This window comes from Photobacterium aquimaris, assembly GCF_002954455.1.
Taxonomy (GTDB): Bacteria; Pseudomonadota; Gammaproteobacteria; order Enterobacterales; family Vibrionaceae; genus Photobacterium; species Photobacterium aquimaris.
Genome location: NZ_MSCC01000002.1, coordinates 928033 through 945907, shown reverse-complemented (window position 1 = coordinate 945907; position 17875 = coordinate 928033). Strand labels below are relative to the sequence as shown.

The 17875-nt window shown below is 38.0% G+C and carries 19 protein-coding genes; 12 read left to right on the top strand and 7 right to left on the bottom strand.

All coding sequences use genetic code 11. The annotated features are described in order from the left end of the window. The first annotated feature begins 25 nt into the window (after nucleotides 1-25). The 9 genes from BTN98_RS14980 (at nucleotide 26) to BTN98_RS14940 (ending at nucleotide 6595) form a co-directional block, all read left to right on the top strand. Nucleotides 26-655: a PepSY-associated TM helix domain-containing protein gene (locus BTN98_RS14980; RefSeq protein ID WP_060998834.1), complete on the top strand. Its 630-nt coding sequence runs from the start codon at nucleotides 26-28 to the stop codon at nucleotides 653-655. A gap of 42 nt (nucleotides 656-697) precedes the next feature. Beyond that, the gene (locus BTN98_RS14975; protein ID WP_060998835.1) at nucleotides 698-1216 is read left to right on the top strand and encodes a DUF2271 domain-containing protein; all 519 of its coding nucleotides are present in this window, start codon (nucleotides 698-700) and stop codon (nucleotides 1214-1216) included. 11 nt (nucleotides 1217-1227) lie between these two features. Further along, a complete protein-coding gene (locus BTN98_RS14970) occupies nucleotides 1228-2064 on the top strand; it encodes a DUF4198 domain-containing protein (protein WP_197432884.1) in 837 nt (278 codons plus the stop codon). Between the two features lie 100 nt (nucleotides 2065-2164). Further along, on the top strand, nucleotides 2165-2488 hold the full coding sequence (locus BTN98_RS14965) for a hypothetical protein (protein ID WP_060998917.1): 324 nt from the start codon (nucleotides 2165-2167) through the stop codon (nucleotides 2486-2488). Beyond that, the gene (locus BTN98_RS14960; RefSeq protein ID WP_060998839.1) at nucleotides 2485-3069 is read left to right on the top strand and encodes a DUF6162 family protein; all 585 of its coding nucleotides are present in this window, start codon (nucleotides 2485-2487) and stop codon (nucleotides 3067-3069) included. The genes BTN98_RS14965 and BTN98_RS14960 overlap by 4 nt, the downstream gene beginning before the upstream one ends. Nucleotides 3070-3125: 56 nt before the next feature. After that, on the top strand, nucleotides 3126-4034 hold the full coding sequence (locus BTN98_RS14955; protein ID WP_060998840.1) for a metal ABC transporter solute-binding protein, Zn/Mn family: 909 nt from the start codon (nucleotides 3126-3128) through the stop codon (nucleotides 4032-4034). Further along, nucleotides 4031-4786, top strand: a complete 756-nt coding sequence (locus BTN98_RS14950) for a metal ABC transporter ATP-binding protein (RefSeq protein WP_060998842.1) — start codon at nucleotides 4031-4033, stop codon at nucleotides 4784-4786. The genes BTN98_RS14955 and BTN98_RS14950 overlap by 4 nt, the downstream gene beginning before the upstream one ends. Further along, on the top strand, nucleotides 4786-5661 hold the full coding sequence (locus BTN98_RS14945; protein WP_060998844.1) for a metal ABC transporter permease: 876 nt from the start codon (nucleotides 4786-4788) through the stop codon (nucleotides 5659-5661). Before BTN98_RS14950 ends, BTN98_RS14945 begins: the two co-directional genes overlap by 1 nt. 25 nt (nucleotides 5662-5686) lie before the next feature. Then, a complete protein-coding gene (locus tag BTN98_RS14940) occupies nucleotides 5687-6595 on the top strand; it encodes a metal ABC transporter solute-binding protein, Zn/Mn family (RefSeq protein ID WP_060998847.1) in 909 nt (302 codons plus the stop codon). Nucleotides 6596-6669: 74 nt separating this feature from the next. Here the strand turns inward: BTN98_RS14940 and BTN98_RS14935 are convergent, their stop codons facing one another. The 4 genes from BTN98_RS14935 to BTN98_RS14920 form a co-directional block, all read right to left on the bottom strand. Next, nucleotides 6670-7227 (bottom strand): manganese efflux pump MntP, encoded by a 558-nt coding sequence (locus tag BTN98_RS14935; RefSeq protein WP_060998848.1) that lies wholly within the window; start codon nucleotides 7225-7227, stop codon nucleotides 6670-6672. Nucleotides 7228-7380: 153 nt separating this feature from the next. Then, complete coding sequence (locus BTN98_RS14930) at nucleotides 7381-9231, bottom strand: phospholipase D-like domain-containing protein (protein WP_060998851.1); 1851 nt, start codon at nucleotides 9229-9231, stop codon at nucleotides 7381-7383. Between the two features lie 65 nt (nucleotides 9232-9296). Further along, nucleotides 9297-10625, bottom strand: coding sequence for a hypothetical protein (locus BTN98_RS14925; protein ID WP_060998852.1), 1329 nt, complete (start codon nucleotides 10623-10625; stop codon nucleotides 9297-9299). A 423-nt stretch (nucleotides 10626-11048) separates the two neighbouring features. Continuing rightward, entirely contained in the window at nucleotides 11049-12101 is a 1053-nt protein-coding gene (locus tag BTN98_RS14920; protein WP_060998854.1) for a GGDEF domain-containing protein, read from the bottom strand. A 264-nt stretch (nucleotides 12102-12365) separates the two neighbouring features. On the opposite strand from BTN98_RS14920, the gene BTN98_RS14915 reads away from it, so the two are divergent. Further along, a complete protein-coding gene (locus BTN98_RS14915) occupies nucleotides 12366-12578 on the top strand; it encodes an HP1242/YdcH family protein (protein WP_060998856.1) in 213 nt (70 codons plus the stop codon). A gap of 53 nt (nucleotides 12579-12631) precedes the next feature. Here the strand turns inward: BTN98_RS14915 and BTN98_RS14910 are convergent, their stop codons facing one another. Beyond that, nucleotides 12632-13558, bottom strand: a complete 927-nt coding sequence (locus BTN98_RS14910) for an alpha/beta fold hydrolase (protein WP_060998859.1) — start codon at nucleotides 13556-13558, stop codon at nucleotides 12632-12634. Nucleotides 13559-13841: 283 nt separating this feature from the next. Here BTN98_RS14910 and galE point away from each other — a divergent pair, with 283 nt between their 5' ends. Further along, a complete protein-coding gene (gene galE, locus BTN98_RS14905) occupies nucleotides 13842-14861 on the top strand; it encodes a UDP-glucose 4-epimerase GalE (RefSeq protein WP_060998861.1) in 1020 nt (339 codons plus the stop codon). 65 nt (nucleotides 14862-14926) lie between these two features. Here galE and BTN98_RS14900 read toward each other — a convergent pair whose 3' ends face one another. Next, nucleotides 14927-15532 (bottom strand): DUF2238 domain-containing protein, encoded by a 606-nt coding sequence (locus BTN98_RS14900; protein ID WP_060998863.1) that lies wholly within the window; start codon nucleotides 15530-15532, stop codon nucleotides 14927-14929. A gap of 221 nt (nucleotides 15533-15753) precedes the next feature. Here BTN98_RS14900 and BTN98_RS14895 point away from each other — a divergent pair, with 221 nt between their 5' ends. Then, nucleotides 15754-17094 carry a DEAD/DEAH box helicase gene (locus BTN98_RS14895; protein ID WP_060998865.1) on the top strand — a complete coding sequence of 447 codons (1341 nt, stop codon included), beginning with the start codon at nucleotides 15754-15756 and terminating at the stop codon, nucleotides 17092-17094. A 129-nt stretch (nucleotides 17095-17223) separates the two neighbouring features. Here the strand turns inward: BTN98_RS14895 and BTN98_RS14890 are convergent, their stop codons facing one another. Continuing rightward, complete coding sequence (locus tag BTN98_RS14890) at nucleotides 17224-17778, bottom strand: SPOR domain-containing protein (RefSeq protein WP_060998868.1); 555 nt, start codon at nucleotides 17776-17778, stop codon at nucleotides 17224-17226. Between the last annotated feature and the right edge of the window lie 97 nt (nucleotides 17779-17875).

Here is a 17875-nt window from a genome sequence, read left to right as displayed (position 1 = left end):
CAGTTCCTTATACATGATGTTTGTAATGGTGTTAAAAAATAAGGCAGTGCAATTATGGGCACGCCGTTTACATATTTATATTTCAATGGCGCTGCTGCTGGTGGTGTTATTTTTTGCTATTACTGGAATCACTTTAAATCGCCCTCATCTTTTTGTTAGCCAAGCGCCTAATGTGGTTGAGCAGCAATTGATTATACCGACAGAGTTATTGCGCTCAGATAAAGGGCCGTTTGCACCTAATCGTTCAGCATTAATCGCGTATTTAGCCAAGTATGGTGAGGTAAGTGGTACACCGTCTGGTATTGATATTTTTACCGATGTTGATGGTGATGAATTATTAGAAGGTGAAATTTCACTTGATTATAAAGGCCCTGGTTATAACGCCACGGTGTTTATTGATATGACCACAGCGCAAACCACTATTGAAAGTACCCATTATGGCGTGATTGCAGTGCTGAATGACCTTCATAAGGGGCGTAATAGTGGTGAAGTTTGGCGCTGGTTTATTGATATTACAGCTGTATTGATGGTGATGTTTGTATTAACCGGCGTGTGCTTATTAATACCTAAAAAGAAAACCTTCTATACCTCATTGAAGTGGATGGGGCTCGGTTCTGTAATTAGTTTACTGATTTATATCTTTGCTGTGCCATAGCCAGTATTTGATTGTTGATTTTATCTAAGGTTAGTTATCACCATGTTTAACGTCATAAAAAAACCATTATTAGCCGCGTTATTGTTAACACCATTGGCGAGTGTGATTGCCAAACCTGTGCCTGAAAATGCTCAGCTTGAAGTGAATTTCACGCTACCAGCGATTGAAACCACTATGTATGCACGTCCTTATGTTGCTGTATGGGTTGAAGATGCTAACCGCAAACCTGTACGTACTGTGCAGTTGTGGGTCGGTAAAGATGAATGGTTGAAAGATTTACGTAGCTGGTGGCGCAAAGTCGGCCGTTACGATCGTGAGTTAGTTGACGCTGTTACATCAGCAACACGTCCTGCTGGCGAATATAAATTTGTGTGGGATGGCTTAAATGATAAAGGACAACCGGTTGAACAAGGCAACTACACATTTTATGTGGAAGTTGTACGTGAACACGGTGGCCGAAACTACTTACGTCAAAAAATCGAGCTAGGCGAAAACGCGTTTAGCCATGTTATTGCACCAACGGAAGAAACCGGTGCTATTCAACTTAATTACAAACTTTGAGTGATAGTAACATTATGAAAAATAATAAAATGAAAGCGTTTTCTCTGGCATGTGCTGTTATTGCAGGCTTGGCTGTTTCCACATCGGCAAATGCGCATCCGCGTTGGGTGTTACCGTCACATTTTACGGTATCAAAGGAAGGTGGCGATTGGTTATCTTTTGATGTTACAGCGTCACACGGTACCTTTGTTTATGATAAGCCAGCAAGTACGGAAACTGCAGAAGTTGTGATGCCTGATGGTCGTACAGAGCGTCCTAACTTTACTATTCGTGGTAAGCGCCGTGCGATTTTTGACTTCTATTTTGAAGAGCAAGGTACACATAAAATTCAAGTAAATCAAACGCCTGTATATTACACGCAATATAAAGCTGGTCGTCGCGATACCGTTAAGTGGATTGCAGCCAATAAAGTTGAGCGCGATAGTGTGTTACCTAAAAAATCTCGCGATGTTATTACTCAAGTAGGTTATACCCGTGCAGAAACCTATGTCACTGTCGGTAAACCAAGCACTAAGGCGATGGAACTTACTGGTAAATATTTAGAATTACTGCCGATTACTCATCCTGCTGACATCGTTGAAGGTGAGCCTGTTACTTTTCAATTCTACTTTAATGGTAAGCCGCAAGCAGGGGTTGTTGCTGAAGTGACCCGTGAAGGGACGTTATACCGCAATCACCAAGAGCAAATTGATGTTGTAAGTGATAAAGATGGCAAGGTGAGCTTTACACCTACAACTGCTGGCCGCTATATCATGAAAGCAAATTACCGTGGTGAAATTGCCAATAACCCAATGGTTGATACTGCGAACGTCAATGTGCATATCACCTTTGAAGCATCATTGCAGTAAGTCTACCCATCGCGCTGCTTTCTGATAGAAGGCAGCCGTTTTATTCCTTTATATGTCACTTATTACAGTTATCAATAATATGGGCAGGTTCGAGATTGTTATGACAAAACAGACATCAGTTATTCAGTTATCGTTATTAACATTAGGCTTATTTTCAACTGCAGCTCAAGCGCATTTCCCATTGATGAGCTGTTGGTTTGAAAGTGACAAAGTAGCTTGTGAAACTGGCTATAGCGATGGCAGCAAAGCAGTTGATTACAACGTTAATATGTATGATTACGACGATAATCTTATTGCCAAAGTAAACACCGATAAACGCTCAATTGCTGAGTTTACTAAACCAGATACTGATTTTTATTTAGTGTTTGATTCTGGCCATGAAAGCCCTGTTGAAGTCGATGTTGTTGAGATTAGCGAAAAATGATCCGTCAATCTGTAGCGTCAGACAATGGTGGCAAAGAAGGTAAATGGGTTGGCGGTATTATCGTCACTATTTTGTTAGTAGCAGCAGGGTTATTACCTTTTCATCAAGATAAAACCCAATCACAGCCGCTAGATACCTACCAAGTCGCCGTCACTGAGTTAAGCCATGATGAATTAGCAATGGTGGCCGAGTTACGCCTTGCTCATGAAGAAATTCGTAATATCAATCAAGATAATCGTGAATTTGATAATCAAAATCGCTGGCCCAATATGGTGGAGTTATCTGAATTATGGCTTGCACCTTTCATCGAAGATAAGAGCTGGGAGCGAAAAGGCCGTCATCAATGGCAGCATCTTAATGGGGCTATTTATCAAGGTATTCGTCGTGAAAAACAAGGTGCATCATCCGTTATTCTCAACAGTAATAGCCCTGAACCTGATATTTGGTTAGCACTTTCTCAAGACACGACACCGTTAGTTATCAATAAGGATACTGTATTTGAAACTCAGCAACTTATCGATAATGGTTGGACACAAATTGTATTTCATAACGACAGTAATGAGCAGTCTCAAACGCATTGAGGTGTTGGCATATAGCTGACGGTTATTCTTTTCTCTAACGTTGAAGTAAACATATTATGAAAATAGTCATTCAAACGGCACTAACCGCTGCAGCATTATTGGTCAGTTTTAGCTGTGCAGCTGCTGATAAACTAACTATTGGTATTACACTGCAACCTTACTATAGCTATGTAAAAGCGGTAGTGGGCGACAAGGCTGATATTTTACCATTAGTTGATGCAGGTTTTAATCCTCATAACTATCAACCACAACCTAATGATCTACGCCGTCTAAAACAAATGGACGTTATTGTTGTTAATGGCATTGGTCATGATGATTTTGCTCTTAAAGTGATTGATGCTGCTAACCGTGATGATTTAGTGGTGCTTGAAGCGAATAATGATGTGCCGTTACTTCCTGCTATGGGGCAGTCTGTTGGTAACGGAGCTGTTAATCCACATACCTTTGTTGGTTTATCAACCACAATTCAAAAGGTATATACCATTGCCAATAAATTAGCTGAACTTGATCCCGACAATGCGCGTCAATACCGTAAAAATGCTCGTGATTATGCGAAAAAATTTCGATTAATGAAACGTAAATCAATGTTAGCGCTGGGGGATTTAAATACTGCAGGAATGAAAGTTGCCACAACTCATAATGCTTACGGCTACATATTACAAGAATTTGGTGTTGATGTTGCTGCGGTGATTGAACCTGCTCATGGTGTTGAACCAAGTGCGAGCCAACTGCAAGGCACGATTGAGAAAATCAAGCAATCAGGTATTGATGTGCTGTTTTATGAATTAAATATGCCTAACCGTTATGTTGATACCATTGAAAAAGCGACAGGGGTGAAGTTATATCGCTTCTCACACATGACGCATGGTCAATATGATGCTAAAAAAGTCGAAATTGAAATGCAGCAAAATTTAGACACACTAGTTGAAGCAATGCAATTTGCTGCCAAGAAGGATCAAGCATGAGTGTTGGTCCACAAATTGAGATTGCAAACCTTGAGTTGCAATACGGTGAAAACCACATTTTATCTAATATAAATCATAGCTTTGAAGCAGGTAAGTGCCATGTGATTATGGGGCCTAATGGCGGCGGCAAAACATCGCTATTACGTTCTATTCTTGGTTTAACACCATTTAAGGGCCAGATTGATATTTTATGGAACGATGAGGTTAATAACGGCAAACCGGGCTCAGTGGGTTATGTACCTCAAAAAGCCATGTTTGAACAAAGTCTGCCGTTAACCGTGATGGACTTTATTTTACTTAACTTAACGCGTTCACCGCTATTTTGGCGTAAACGACAGCAAGATAAAGCCTTTGCTTTAACTCAACTTGAGCGTGTGGGCATGGCTAATCGTGCTGATCGTCGTATGGGACAATTATCTGGTGGTGAGCAGCAACGCGTATTGTTTGCTCAAGCATTATTAGATAACCCAGATTTACTGGTGCTTGATGAACCAACCACTGGTATGGATGAACAAGGTGTACGTTATTTAGAATCATTGATTCATGAGTTTGTCGCCCAAGGTAAAACAGTATTAGCAGTACACCATGATGTAACTGCTGTGCGTCGATTGGATGCACAAGTCCATGTTGTTAATCGTATTCTTGTCGATTCAGGTCATCACTCAGAGGTGTTGATTCCTGAAAAAATTGAGCGTTTATTTAATCACTACAGCCATGCGCCGATTGCGGCGAAGCAACATGAGGTCGCGTAATGGAATTATTACGTCATTGGGCACAATTAGGCGTTGATGCAGGTTTTTTAAGTGATAGCTTTTCATATGCCTTCATGGTGAATGCCATTGTTGCGGCACTGTTATTAGGTCCATTATTAGGTGGGCTAGGAACATTAGTGATTGCTAAGCGTTTGGCTTTTTTCTCAGAGGCCGTAGGGCATGCCGCCTTAACTGGAATTGCTTTGGGGGTACTCTTAGGTGAGCCGCCTGAAAATCCGTTTATTGGATTATTTAGCTTTTGCATGATTTTTGCGTTGCTACTGCATTTTGTTCGTAATCGAACCAATGTGCCTTACGATACGCTTGTAGGTGTGTTTCTTGCCTTGGCATTAGCGGTAGGCGCGGCATTATTAATGTATGTAGCCCGTAAAATTAATATTCACATGCTAGAAAACGTACTTTTTGGCTCGATTCTTACGGTTACTGATCAAGATCTATGGGTATTAGCAATAAGCTGTAGCTTGATTATTGTGCTGTTAATACCGACTTTTAACCGCATTTTATTAACTTGTATTAGTCCTGATATAGCGCGTGTTCGCGGTTATAAAACCAACTTTTATGACTATTTGTTTGTGATGATGATTACGCTGGTCACTATAGCCTCGGTTAAGATTGTCGGTGCTGTGTTAGTTGGTGCTTTATTGCTTATTCCTGGGGCTACAGCTCGCCTATTAACTAAAAATATGGGCAGTTTTGTATTGCTATCAGCGTTATTGGCTACCATCAGTTGTGTTGTTGGTACGGTATTACCAATGGAGCTTAAACTGCCAGTTCCTTCGGGAGCCGCGATTATTATTGTTTCTGCTATTTTCTTTTTAATTGCCACCTGTTACCGCATTGTTCGTAAAGGGTAGTCGCTGTATTTTTTAAGGAATCCCCATGAGTTATATTCAGCAACAACCGCTAAGCTTTTTGAGAAAATCACTGTGCACTGCTGCAATGATCGCAATAGGATGGAGCTATACTAGTGTTGTTCAAGCGCAAGATATTTTAACCGCAACACCGGTTACTTATATGCTGGCAACAGAGCTAACATATAATACTGGCCTAACGACGGAGTATTTACCGCCTAAGCGTTATGGCGTGTCACGATTACCGAATTGGTTTGCATCAAAAGGTGACAAGGTAACAAAAGAGGCTAGCAAGAAAGCGCAAGCTGTAATAACATTAGGGGCTATTTGGCCGCAGGACCCACTGTATGTTAATGCTCGCCAAGGTAATATTAAAATAGTTGAGATTGATGCATCACAAGCAATTTCACCGCGGGCACAAGGTGTTGCAGCATTGCGTTTAGGAGATGGTTCAACCTCAATTTATTCATGGTTAAACCCAACTAATCTTAGTCGTATGGCGGCAATTGTTAGCGATGATTTACAACGCTTATGGCCTGAAAAAGCACAACAAATAGAAAAAAATCAACAACAATTAATGAATGATGTGCGTCAGTTGATTAATAAACAACAGCAAATATTGATGGAAGCGGGGGTTGATTCAGTTGTTTTGCTTTCTCATGAGCTTGAAGATTTTGCTTCTGGTAACCAATTGTTTGTTGTCGATCGTTTAACAACACCGGAATTAGAATGGACTGCAGCAGATAAGAATAAACTCGCTAGCTTATTAGCTGACGATGATAGTTTATGGCTGTTAACAACTAAAAAACTGACATCATCTCAACAAGCTATATTGCCAAAAAATGTCAATGTGATGGTCATTGATAGTATTGATCGTTGGGGACGTATTGGTATAAACCATACTGAACCACTTAAGCGTTGGCAGATTTCGTTATAATTTAAAAACATAGAAGCCCAGATCTTTATTTTATGAGGTAAAGCTGGGTTTCATGTTTTGCAAGTGGTCTTGGTTTAAAACGAAAAGAATAAAGATAAAATTCCTAATAGAATAAGTAACCCGCCGGAGATTAAATCATTATATTTTCCGACTATCTTGCCTATTATACTGTCACCAATATGATTACCTGCATACGTTAACATCATACCGGTAATAAAGGTTAAAGCGACAACGAGATAAATATTAAGGTGAGTAATACTGCCTAATATACCAACACCAATATTATTAATTGATAGTAATAAACCTAGCATTACAGCACCTTTGAAATTAAGGGCTGTTTTTGTTTTTTCTTGCTTCTGTTGTTGCTTTTTTAGCATGTCTGCACAGATAAACCATGTACCCATTAAAATAAAAATAACAGAGCCTAGTTCATTTGATACTTTATGAGGTACTAGTTGAGTTACTAACTGGCCACTAAGCATCGAGATCAAAGTAACGACTGACGTAATAAAAGCAATAATGGCATTAGAAACCAGTGGGATCCTTTCATTTTTTACGCCATAAGTCAGGCCAATAACGAAATTATCGAGATTCGATGAAAGGGAGAAAATCAAAGCGAGTAAGAAAGACACGATAGTTCATCTCGTAAAAATGCTTTTATAAACTGAAATGATGATTAACGCGATGTATTTGTGTGAATAGTAATTTTTCAGATATGGGAGTATTTTATTGATTTTAATAATAAGTAGTCAAATAAATTGACTACTTATTATATTATTTAATGTTTATGAATTATTACCCGTGTAGGCATGTGGAGATGAATATTTCCATAATGGATTCCAATATTCATTTAATAGTTCATCTACAAAGTCACCTTCCATGAGATTGTTAAACTCTGAGAGGTTGCCTGGGTATAGATTATCCGAACCAATGATGCACACTTCGTCATCGACAATCATGATTTTTGCATGGTTACCGGGAGCACAATCAACACGATCGTAGAAGAATCCACTTGCGTTAATAGTTGCATAGAATGGGTGACCAATAATGCCATGGTGTGGCGGTTTTTCTGATAATGGCGGCTGTTTTAACGTGGAGGTTCGGCCTTCTGGTGGTAATTTCGGCCATTTATATGTTTTACCTTCAATAAAGTCACCTTCAGGTACTTTATCTGTAAATGTGAATGGTGCAACAAAAAGTCGATTTAGTGCATTCGCTCGTTTGCCATCAGTATCATCTAGTAACTTATCTGTCGCGACATCATGCGTCATATAGTATTTAAGTAGACCAAAAGTTCTAATTGCTCCTGAACCAAAAGAGTATTGGTCACCTGCAGCACCAGCACCTGCGTCAAGTGCAGAAACAACAACTTGAACTTGTAAATCTTCATTTTTAAGTAATGCTTCAATGATCCATTGAGCAACAGAGTGATCTTTCCAGTTCTTTTTCCATGCACTGATAATGTCTTGTTGTGACATGCGAACCACTTTTTTGGCATTTAAGATCAAGTTTTTCTTCATGATTTCAGAACCAATCTTAAAGTCAGTGCTACGATTTAAGCCTGTCCAGTACTTACCAACAGTAAGAATACGGCTTGCACTCTTATATTTATCAAGGTTCTCATAGCTGTTGTATATAATACGATCTTCAAAAACAGGCGCTTTAAGATCAGAAATAGAGCGTAAATCAAATTCTTTAATAGCAAAAACAGGCGGTAAATAATCCAACTCTGATTGTTTAGGATCAACGCCAGGTTGAGTGCCAGTTTGATGAATCTCTAATAACTGTTCTTGCTTATCTTCCATATAATCAATAACATAGCTTAGTTCAAATGGGTCAGTTGGGTAATCAGGATCAGAGTCTTTTAGCTCCCAAGTCATTGATTCAATATTAAATGACTCTTTAGTTAGTAGATCTGTTGTACCTGTCCACATATTATTTAGGTAAAGTTGTGCACCGTATGTTGCATCACCATGAACAACGGCAGATACATCATGAACAGGTGGGTAACTTCTAAATAAATCCATATTAAGGTTATGGCCGCCAGCTAGTGATTCAACGCCATCTACAGCAATGATTTTGGAATGATTCCACGTCATTTTTGTGCCATAGCTTGATACCAGTTCAGGTGGTAAAAACTTTTTTTCCAGTGATTGTATTGAGCCTGCAGTACGTTCATAAAAACGACCAATAATAAATTCAGGCATTACTTCCCAATGCGCTGAACGCTCTTCTACTAGACGCTTTAATGCATCTTGAAAATCAACCAGATTGCCAGGCTTATAAATAGGGTATAGAGGTGTTTGCCCAAATAGGAAACGAAATTGTGTCGGCTCTGTGCGACCCATTTTGGTTGATAGAGAGGTATCAATAGCACCTAAGATTGGTTTTCCCCAATCTGGATCTGGACTGTTTAGCGATGAAAGATCACAGCGGTAACGTGATTTTTGAATAATTTCAACGACAGCTCGTTCAAATTCAGCTTGGCGTTCGTATGCACGAGGCATAATCTCAGGGCCAAAAGGCATACCCCATACATTGGGCGTATCAAGTAGTCGAACATAGTTATTTTCGCTATCGTGATAGAAGAGATCGTTTTTAACTAATTCTTTTTTTACATCATCAATTTTGCTCATATTCTTTCTCGTTTATTCGCGTTATTTTTGTAAATGGTTACGTGGCTGAATGAGTACCTGAATACCTATAGAAACTTCCAGTCAACCCAACCTTTACCTGTGCGCTCAGAGGTAACGGGATAAGTAAGTTTGTAAGGAGGATTACCTACAACATCTTCCATGTAGTAAGTATCTAGTGGGTTATAACCACTGATTGATGATATGCGACGGACATAAGGACGATTTGGTAAACTACTATTACGTAAAGGGCCTCCTCCCATTTGATCAAATTCACGGTGGAATGTGTGAATATGTTTTCTCAAGGTAAGAACATCTTCTTCAACCGCACAAGGGGTGGTGAATTTACTTCCCCATTGCGTTAAGTAACCACGAGCCATTTTGTAAATTAATTCAGGCACAGGGGCAACATTATCACTACATTTGCTAGGGTTGTATGCACCATCTGCTGTTGTATTTCCTGCAACAGTACTATGTCGGCCACGACAGGTGTATAACTCGTAACCTAATGGTTGTGGTGTGTTGTCATCTGGCTCAAGAGGGTTCTTTTGTTGTGCTTCATCAGCTAATACACTCCAACTTCTTTCACTTTTTGCCCAGTTTAGCCATGATTGAGTGTGGAGTTTGATTTCATTATTTTCGCCTCGCATACGACCATTAGGTCGTGGAACAACAGCTTGAAATGCATGGTCTGTAATGTTTAGGTTTTTATCCATATCCCACGCATAAACGCCAACATAGCTAACAACATTAGGTGGTAACTGAGTTAATAAGCCATACCATGCACCAGGTCCAGGTACTGGATCAATAGCAAAAATATTAACTGGAGTCTTACGTGTTTTTTCATCACCATAGGCATAGAGGAACCATGCGGCAATAATTGCTTCACAAGCTCCACGGTTATGGCCAATGAAGTTAAATGCTTCTGCTTTACTTGCAGCTGCAATATTTGCACCATGTAAAGCGAGCGCAGGCATTGAGCTACCTTTTGCAGCTTCAACAAGTGAATATTGGTCTCCGTTAATGTAGCTATGAATGTAAGAAAGTAATGAATGAGGTACACTCAGTGGACCTTTTACTAGTAGTGGTTCGCTTGTATTTGAAGTTGCCCAATCATTTTGACCACAACCGCGAACACTTTTACCAAAGCCATCTAGTTCTTTCATTATCCTTACAGGAATGTAACCTGTTGAAGGTAGATATATATTTTTATCGCTGTTATTACGAGATACTTGGCCTTCATCGCGTGTGCAACTTGTTCCACAAAAAGAAACAGTGATAGCGTTAGTGTCTTCTGAGGTTGCAAAACGAGGTAGTGCTGATATAGGAGAGCTTAGGAATAAACCCGCTGAGCCTAATATTCCAGATTTGATAACCTTTCTTCTTTTTAATAGCATATTTTTCTAATGTGTATGTTTAATGTGGATTGATATGTAATTTGTTTGATATTTACAATCTAAATGTTAATAAATAGATTAAAGAATATATTATACGGTATAAGAGATTGAAGCAATACCTAAGGGGAATACTGCTCCGTGTTAATTAAATGTTGCCTTTGTGTTGTATTGTCTTTTGGTATAGGGGGGATATGTTGTTTGTATTGAATTATATCTATTGGTTAGATGTAATATTTTAAATAAATTTAAATAGTGAAATATGCTCAATATTATACATTGTGTTATGTATTTAATTATTAAGTTTTATTTTTTAGTTGGAAAAGTAAAATAGAATTATAAAAATTAAGATGCAATTACTCATCATAATTCTTTATCCAAATATAAATAATTATGATGAGTAAAATGTGGGGGTATGTTTATTCTTTATTCATTTGTAGCTATTTGATTATAACCCCAACGTTTTGCTCGCATTAATGCACTTTCTGCCTTGATATAGTCATAACTAAAGTCTTGATATTCAACATTAGTAATACCAATACTGACAGTGATATTAATTTTATGTCCAGTTGTTAATTCTAATACCCATTGACTAATTTCATCACGAATATTAATCGCAAATTTTTCTGCATTTTGAATATCAACATCAGGAAGAATGATACAAAACTCTTGACTACTCAAGCGTGCAATATGCATATTTTCTGCACACATATTACGAAGACATTTTGCCAACATCATTAAGGTTTTATCTCCTGCATCGAGCCCGAAACGGTCGTTAACCTCTCTGAATTTATCAATGTTAATTAATAGCATTGATATATCACGACGATAACGCTTACAGCGAGATGATTCATTTTGATAAAGTGGCAATAGTCCTTCACGGTTTAATAATCCGGTTAGGAAATCATTAGTCGTGGTTCTTTTTACTTGCAAAATTGCATCATAACGGTGACGAGATAATAAAAATGCCATGACAAAGATAATAGAGTAAGCACAAATATTTTGTAGTGCTGATGAGATCTGCATTTGTTTATTGGTTATCTCTGAAACACTTAACACAATATATAGCATGCCAAAAATACTGCTATACCAACTCGCCGTTCTGATTTGTAAGGCAAAAAAGCTCAATAATGGGATGGTTAAACCTATTGTATTACTTATATGACGAGCACCCGTAAAATAAAAACCACTAGAACAAACAAGTGTGGTTGCGATTAAAAAGATCCAAAAAAGAATAGTTGCTGAAAAGAGGGTTCGATTTAATGCTGCAAGGGTGTAACACAATGCCATGCCTAGTATTCCGACGAGTGTGAAATAGTGTCCTTGCTGTGAAACAAAATAAGTAAAAGCGATAATAGCGCAGATAGCACCAGCAAAAGGGAATAACAATGAGAGTTGTTTTTTTAACGTTTTCTCACTAAGTTCAATATAAGCAAAGTTTGTTGCTTGGAGTTGAGTACTTTTAATCAGTGTAGCCATGATATGGAGCAGACCCTTATAATATTACAAAAGTTAATGCAATACATAATGTATTATTGTGCAGAGCATATCAGTATTGTGATTGATGTCTAATTATTTTTTTAATTTAATGTAAGTTAATATATTAGAAGGAGAATTATCATTGCTATTGTGCTTTTAGTTGGTTGATTTTTAGATTGAATAATTAAAAATGAGATCTTTAGTCATGAATGTTTATTTGTATTTGGTATATATTAAAGTATCTATCAATGATTAGGAGCGACAATGTTTCCAGAATATAGAAGCTTAATTTCATCGCTAAAAGGGCATGATGCTCACTTTGATCGACTATTTCAAAAGCATAATGAATTAGATGATAAAATTAACGAAATGACATCTTCTAATGGTTTTGATGAGATGCTTATCGAGCAACTAAAAAAAGAAAAGCTATTGCTGAAAGATGAAATCTTCGTTTATCTCCAACAAAAAGAAAAATAATAGTTTTAAAAGAGAAGCTTAAGACTTCTCTTTTTATTTTTTATTTATAAGAATTATCGGGCTGATAGGAAAGTGTCGATTAAATCAGCAGTTACCGTTGGTTGTTCATTAGTAATGCCATGTGATGTTTTTGGTAATACGATAATAGGCGCTTGAATGTATTTGCTAAGTTTTATACCGTTCTTCAGTGGAAAGATTTGATCATTTTCACCCCAAATTAGCAAAGTTTGCGGTAACTTTTTAGGATCATATTGCTTAATGCGATCTCTGTCATTGGGTAATGTTTTAATTAATTGTGTTCGTTGTGACTTCCACTGTGAAAAATAATCAAGGTAGATTTGATTGGCAATAAAATTGGGAATAATTTTTTTTTCAATAAATACATTGTCGTAAAGACGTTTAACACCATCACCATTATTAGGCACAAATAACTCTTCCGGTGATTGAGTTCCTGCACGTTTAACTAAATCATTTAAATCTTGATCATTAAATAAAGGGCCTGGGCTTGCAATGATAACGGCTTTATTTATGCGCTCAGGTGTTAGCATCATGTCATAAGTAATAAAACCACCATAAGATATTCCTACGACATCAATATTATTTATCTTTAATTTATCAATCAGTTGCCAAATTGCATTTGTTTGAGTAGCTAATTGGGCAGAGCTATCACTATAAGATTCACCAAACCATAGTAAATCAGGTGCAATAACATGGTATTTTTTACTTAGTTGCATCATTTCTGCTTTCCACGTAGCAGCTGCTGTACCACCAAAACCATGTAAAAGCAGTAATGGTTGACCTTTGCCTCCTTCCCAGTAAGTTAATTTACCACCTTGCTGTAGTGTCATCTGATGCTTGCTGAACCCTTCTTTTTTTAATGTTGATTGGTCATATTCTGTTTTCCAACGTACCACTTCGCAGCCAGTAGCGACGAAAACAAGTGGTAATAGTAGAATAAGAGAATGCAGGAATCGTTTCATTGGTTACTCGAATGATAAAACAAAAAATTATACACTGTTTTATTGTGTTGTAATTAATTATATTAATAACCCTAACCCTAAAATGAATTTGTGAGCTGTATTTGTTTTTTTGGTAAAGTTTATGTCAAAATCAAAAATTAATCGGATTAGTGCGGTTGCTAAATAAAGCAATCGATAGCATAATCTTTTCCTATAATAAATTTTTATACAATATCGTGTTATTGCCATACGGATATGTATTAATATTTAGACTTAAACTACGTATTAACGACTAGGAGACACCATGCGTGTATTAGTTACTGGTGGCATGGGCTACATTGGTAGTCATACTTGTGTACAAATGATTGAAGCGGGTATGACCCCTGTTATTGTTGACAATTTGTACAATAGTAAAGAAACAGTATTAGGACGCATTCATAGTCTAACGGGTGTGACACCAGCATTCTATAAAGGTGACATTCGTGACCGTGAATTTTTAGATGGTGTGTTTGCTGAAAATGATATCGATGCTGTGATCCATTTTGCAGGATTGAAAGCAGTAGGCGAATCAGTAGAGAAGCCACTTGCGTATTACGATAATAACGTTAGTGGTACATTAGTACTTGTTGAAGCGATGCGTGCTGCAGGTGTAAATGCGATCATCTTTAGTTCATCAGCAACTGTTTATGGTGATCCTGCATCAGTGCCAATCACTGAAGATTTCCCAACCAGTGCAACTAACCCATATGGCCGTAGTAAGCTAATGGTAGAAGAGTGTCTTGCTGATATTCAACACGCATACCCTGAAATGAGCGTAACATTACTGCGTTACTTTAACCCAGTAGGTTCACATAAATCAGGCACTATGGGCGAAGATCCACAAGGTATTCCTAACAACCTAATGCCATTTATTTCTCAAGTCGCTGTTGGCCGTCGTGAGTTCTTATCTGTTTTCGGTGATGACTACCCAACAGTTGATGGTACAGGTGTACGTGATTACATTCACGTGGTTGATCTTGCAGATGGTCACCTTGCAGCATTAACACATAAAGGCCGTGAAGCGGGTTTACACATTTACAACCTAGGTACTGGTAACGGTAATAGTGTATTGCAAATGGCAAAAGCATTTGAAGTCGCTTCAGGTGTTGAAATCCCTTACAAAATAGCGCCACGTCGTGCGGGTGATATTGCAGAATGTTGGGCTGATCCAGCAAAAGCAAAAGCAGAACTCAACTGGGAAGCTAAACTAACGCTAGATGATATGACACAAGATACATGGCGTTGGCAGTCAACTAACCCAAATGGTTACCCTGACGCAGAGTAAGTACATTTTGGATTGAATAAAAAAGGCGCTTATAATAGCGCCTTTTTGTTGTTTAAAAATAATGATTAGAGATTATTATTTTTGACGTTATATGTTTTCGTAAAAAAGAAGATAGCTAAACTAAAGATTGCCCCAAGTGTATCGGCTAACATGTCTTTTTGAGCGTCCCAAATATCGCCTTGGGAGCCTAAAAATTCAATCCCTGCTTCGCTGCCAGCACTTGCTGCATACCACCATTCGACGATTTCATAAGCTGCCGCTGTTGCCATTATGGCAAATAAACCAAATAACGCTGCAATAATAGGTTTGCAATGCCCTTTGCGGACTAAGAATTCAGCAATCGGAAAGGCATAAAAACCAATAGAAAAATGTGCGAATCGATCAAAGTGGTTGCGGTGAGAATCTAATAAATGGTTAACCCAGTCAAAAGGGACGTTTGCAAAAGTGTAATGAGCACCAATATTATGTAATACCAGCCATATAGCCATTAAAGTATAAGCAAGGTTACTAAACACAAAATAGCGATAACTAAAGACTAAAAAGAAGAACACCATCATAAGAGGAATGGCTTCTGCTATCCATACAGCACGAAAAGCGGGATTGATCCCTAACGCAATAAAGAAGATGCTATAGCATAATGCTAACCATTTAGGGTATTTGTTCTCAATCATTTCAATTACTTATAATAAACAATTGAATTAAAGAGTAACGTTTTTGCAATATATGGCAAGAAAGATTATCAAGGCGTTAACGGCAATGTGATGACTTATTTTAGGTTTTTTAAAATTGGTTTGTGTTATAATTTCCAGCTAATGTTTTCACAATATTGTGATATACATCATATTTGACAGTACACACTCATAGATTGAGTTGTTTTTACCGGAGCATCATTTTGCATTTTAAAGATCTTGGCTTAGACCCACGCCTACTAAAGAAACTAAATCATTTGGCGTTTGATCGAGCAACCGAAATTCAACAAACGGCAGTCCCTGTTGCTATTGCAGGCAAGGATATTTTAGCGTCGTCGAAAACGGGTTCCGGTAAAACTCTGGCATTTTTATTACCAGCGATGCAACGTATGTATCGTAGTAAGCCATTTACTCGTCGTGATCCACGTGTTTTGATTTTGACGCCAACACGTGAGTTAGCGAAACAAATTTTTGCACAATTACGTACGCTTAATGCTGGTACGCCTTATGATGGTACCTTGATTGTTGGTGGTGAAAACTTTAACGACCAAGTAAAAGCATTACGTAATGATCCAATGTTTGTGGTTGCAACACCTGGTCGTTTTGCTGATCACCTAGAGCACCGCAGTACACATCTTGATGGCTTAGAAATGCTGATTCTTGATGAAGCTGACCGTATGCTTGATCTTGGTTTTGAACCTCAACTACGTCGTATTAACGAAGCTGCAAATCACCGTCGTCGTCAAACATTAATGTTCTCTGCAACGATGGACCATGTTGATGTGCTTGATATGGCTTCTGAAATGCTAGATAACCCTAAGCGTATTTCTATTGGCCACTCAGCAGAAGAGCATACTGATATTACGCAACGCTTTATTCTTTGTGATCACTTAGATCATAAACAAGCATTACTAGATAAAGTGCTTGAGGTTGAAAATTATAATCAAGTTATTATCTTTACTGCAACACGTGCTGATACCGATCGTTTAACTGCTGAATTGAACGAACGTAAACTTAAGGCTGTTGCACTTAGTGGTAACTTGAATCAAACCCAACGTAATAGCATCATGAGTCAGTTTGAGCGTAACTGCCATAAGATTCTTGTGACAACAGATATTGCATCACGTGGTCTTGATATTGATAGCGTATCATTAGTAATTAACTTTGATATGCCAAAACATGCTGAAGAATATGTTCACCGTGTAGGTCGTACTGGTCGTGCGGGTAATAAGGGTGATGCTGTTTCACTTGTTGGACCAAAAGACTGGAAGAGTTTTAAAGCGGTTGAAGCATTCTTGAAACAAAAGATTGAGTTCACTACTATTGAAGGCTTAGTTGGTAAGTTTAAAGGCCTTAAACCAGCACCGAAGAAGAAGTTTGTTAAGAAAACAACAACGAATACGACTGCTGCTGCAAAACAAACTCACGCACCAAAAGCGAAAAAGAGAGTTGATAAGCGTTTTTACGAAAACCAAGCGGTGGGTAATGATGTCTTTATCCCTAAGAAAAAACGTAATACAGATGTAAGTCAAGACGACCAATAATCATTATTGTATATATGATTGCGTAACTTGCTCTTCATTGTAATGAGACATAAAAAACCAGACCTGGCGTCTGGTTTTTTGTTATGCGTCTAAGTTAAATCCGCGATAGCATTAACGATCGTAGTGCGATTAACGTAATTGGTACACTTGGCCTTCTTTATCAGCTTTAACTGCAGCAAAGCTTAATACGAATGGGCCTTGTGCTTGAACCGTTGCTGGTAATGTTTGAATTGCTTGTTTTGCTTCTTCACGGGTTGCAAAATTACCGTAAGTAACAGCATACCAGTTACGACCTAATGCGTGTTTCCAGTTAACCCAAATTGGTTGATTGCCAGTAATTGGCTGAAGATAACCACGCAGGTTACGCTCTTCACTTAATGCCAAAATCTGAACAGTAAAATGCGAAGGGTTAATATCACCAAATGCTTGATCGTTTGTCATTGATTCTTCATCTGCAAGATGCGCATTGTCATTATCAATGTAGTCACTATCAACAACGGGTTCTGTGGTTGCAGCCGTCTCTGGTGCAACAGTTTCAGCTGGCTGTTGTTGACATTGAAGGTTTTCATTATCAAGTTTAGATGGTAATAGGTAACCTGTATCACAAGGGCTGCTAGATGATGCACAACCAGATAATGCAAATAGACCCAAGACAACTGCTGCCTTTAGCGTACGAGATGCCATTGTTTTCTCCGAAGAATATTTAATGATTCATAAATGTAATATTGGTATCCATCAGTTTAGTGATGTAAATATCATCATTAACAAATGTCTTTATACT

Coding starts and splice junctions, on each gene's coding strand:
- BTN98_RS14980 (WP_060998834.1), top strand. CDS start 26: ATGGTGTTAAAAAATAAGGCAGTGCAATTATGGGCACGCCGTTTACAT.
- BTN98_RS14975 (WP_060998835.1), top strand. CDS start 698: ATGTTTAACGTCATAAAAAAACCATTATTAGCCGCGTTATTGTTAACA.
- BTN98_RS14965 (WP_060998917.1), top strand. CDS start 2,165: ATGACAAAACAGACATCAGTTATTCAGTTATCGTTATTAACATTAGGC.
- BTN98_RS14960 (WP_060998839.1), top strand. CDS start 2,485: ATGATCCGTCAATCTGTAGCGTCAGACAATGGTGGCAAAGAAGGTAAA.
- BTN98_RS14955 (WP_060998840.1), top strand. CDS start 3,126: ATGAAAATAGTCATTCAAACGGCACTAACCGCTGCAGCATTATTGGTC.
- BTN98_RS14950 (WP_060998842.1), top strand. CDS start 4,031: ATGAGTGTTGGTCCACAAATTGAGATTGCAAACCTTGAGTTGCAATAC.
- BTN98_RS14945 (WP_060998844.1), top strand. CDS start 4,786: ATGGAATTATTACGTCATTGGGCACAATTAGGCGTTGATGCAGGTTTT.
- BTN98_RS14940 (WP_060998847.1), top strand. CDS start 5,687: ATGAGTTATATTCAGCAACAACCGCTAAGCTTTTTGAGAAAATCACTG.
- BTN98_RS14930 (WP_060998851.1), bottom strand. CDS start 9,231: ATGAGCAAAATTGATGATGTAAAAAAAGAATTAGTTAAAAACGATCTC.
- BTN98_RS14925 (WP_060998852.1), bottom strand. CDS start 10,625: ATGCTATTAAAAAGAAGAAAGGTTATCAAATCTGGAATATTAGGCTCA.
- BTN98_RS14920 (WP_060998854.1), bottom strand. CDS start 12,101: ATGGCTACACTGATTAAAAGTACTCAACTCCAAGCAACAAACTTTGCT.
- BTN98_RS14915 (WP_060998856.1), top strand. CDS start 12,366: ATGTTTCCAGAATATAGAAGCTTAATTTCATCGCTAAAAGGGCATGAT.
- BTN98_RS14910 (WP_060998859.1), bottom strand. CDS start 13,558: ATGAAACGATTCCTGCATTCTCTTATTCTACTATTACCACTTGTTTTC.
- galE (WP_060998861.1), top strand. CDS start 13,842: ATGCGTGTATTAGTTACTGGTGGCATGGGCTACATTGGTAGTCATACT.
- BTN98_RS14900 (WP_060998863.1), bottom strand. CDS start 15,532: ATGATTGAGAACAAATACCCTAAATGGTTAGCATTATGCTATAGCATC.
- BTN98_RS14890 (WP_060998868.1), bottom strand. CDS start 17,778: ATGGCATCTCGTACGCTAAAGGCAGCAGTTGTCTTGGGTCTATTTGCA.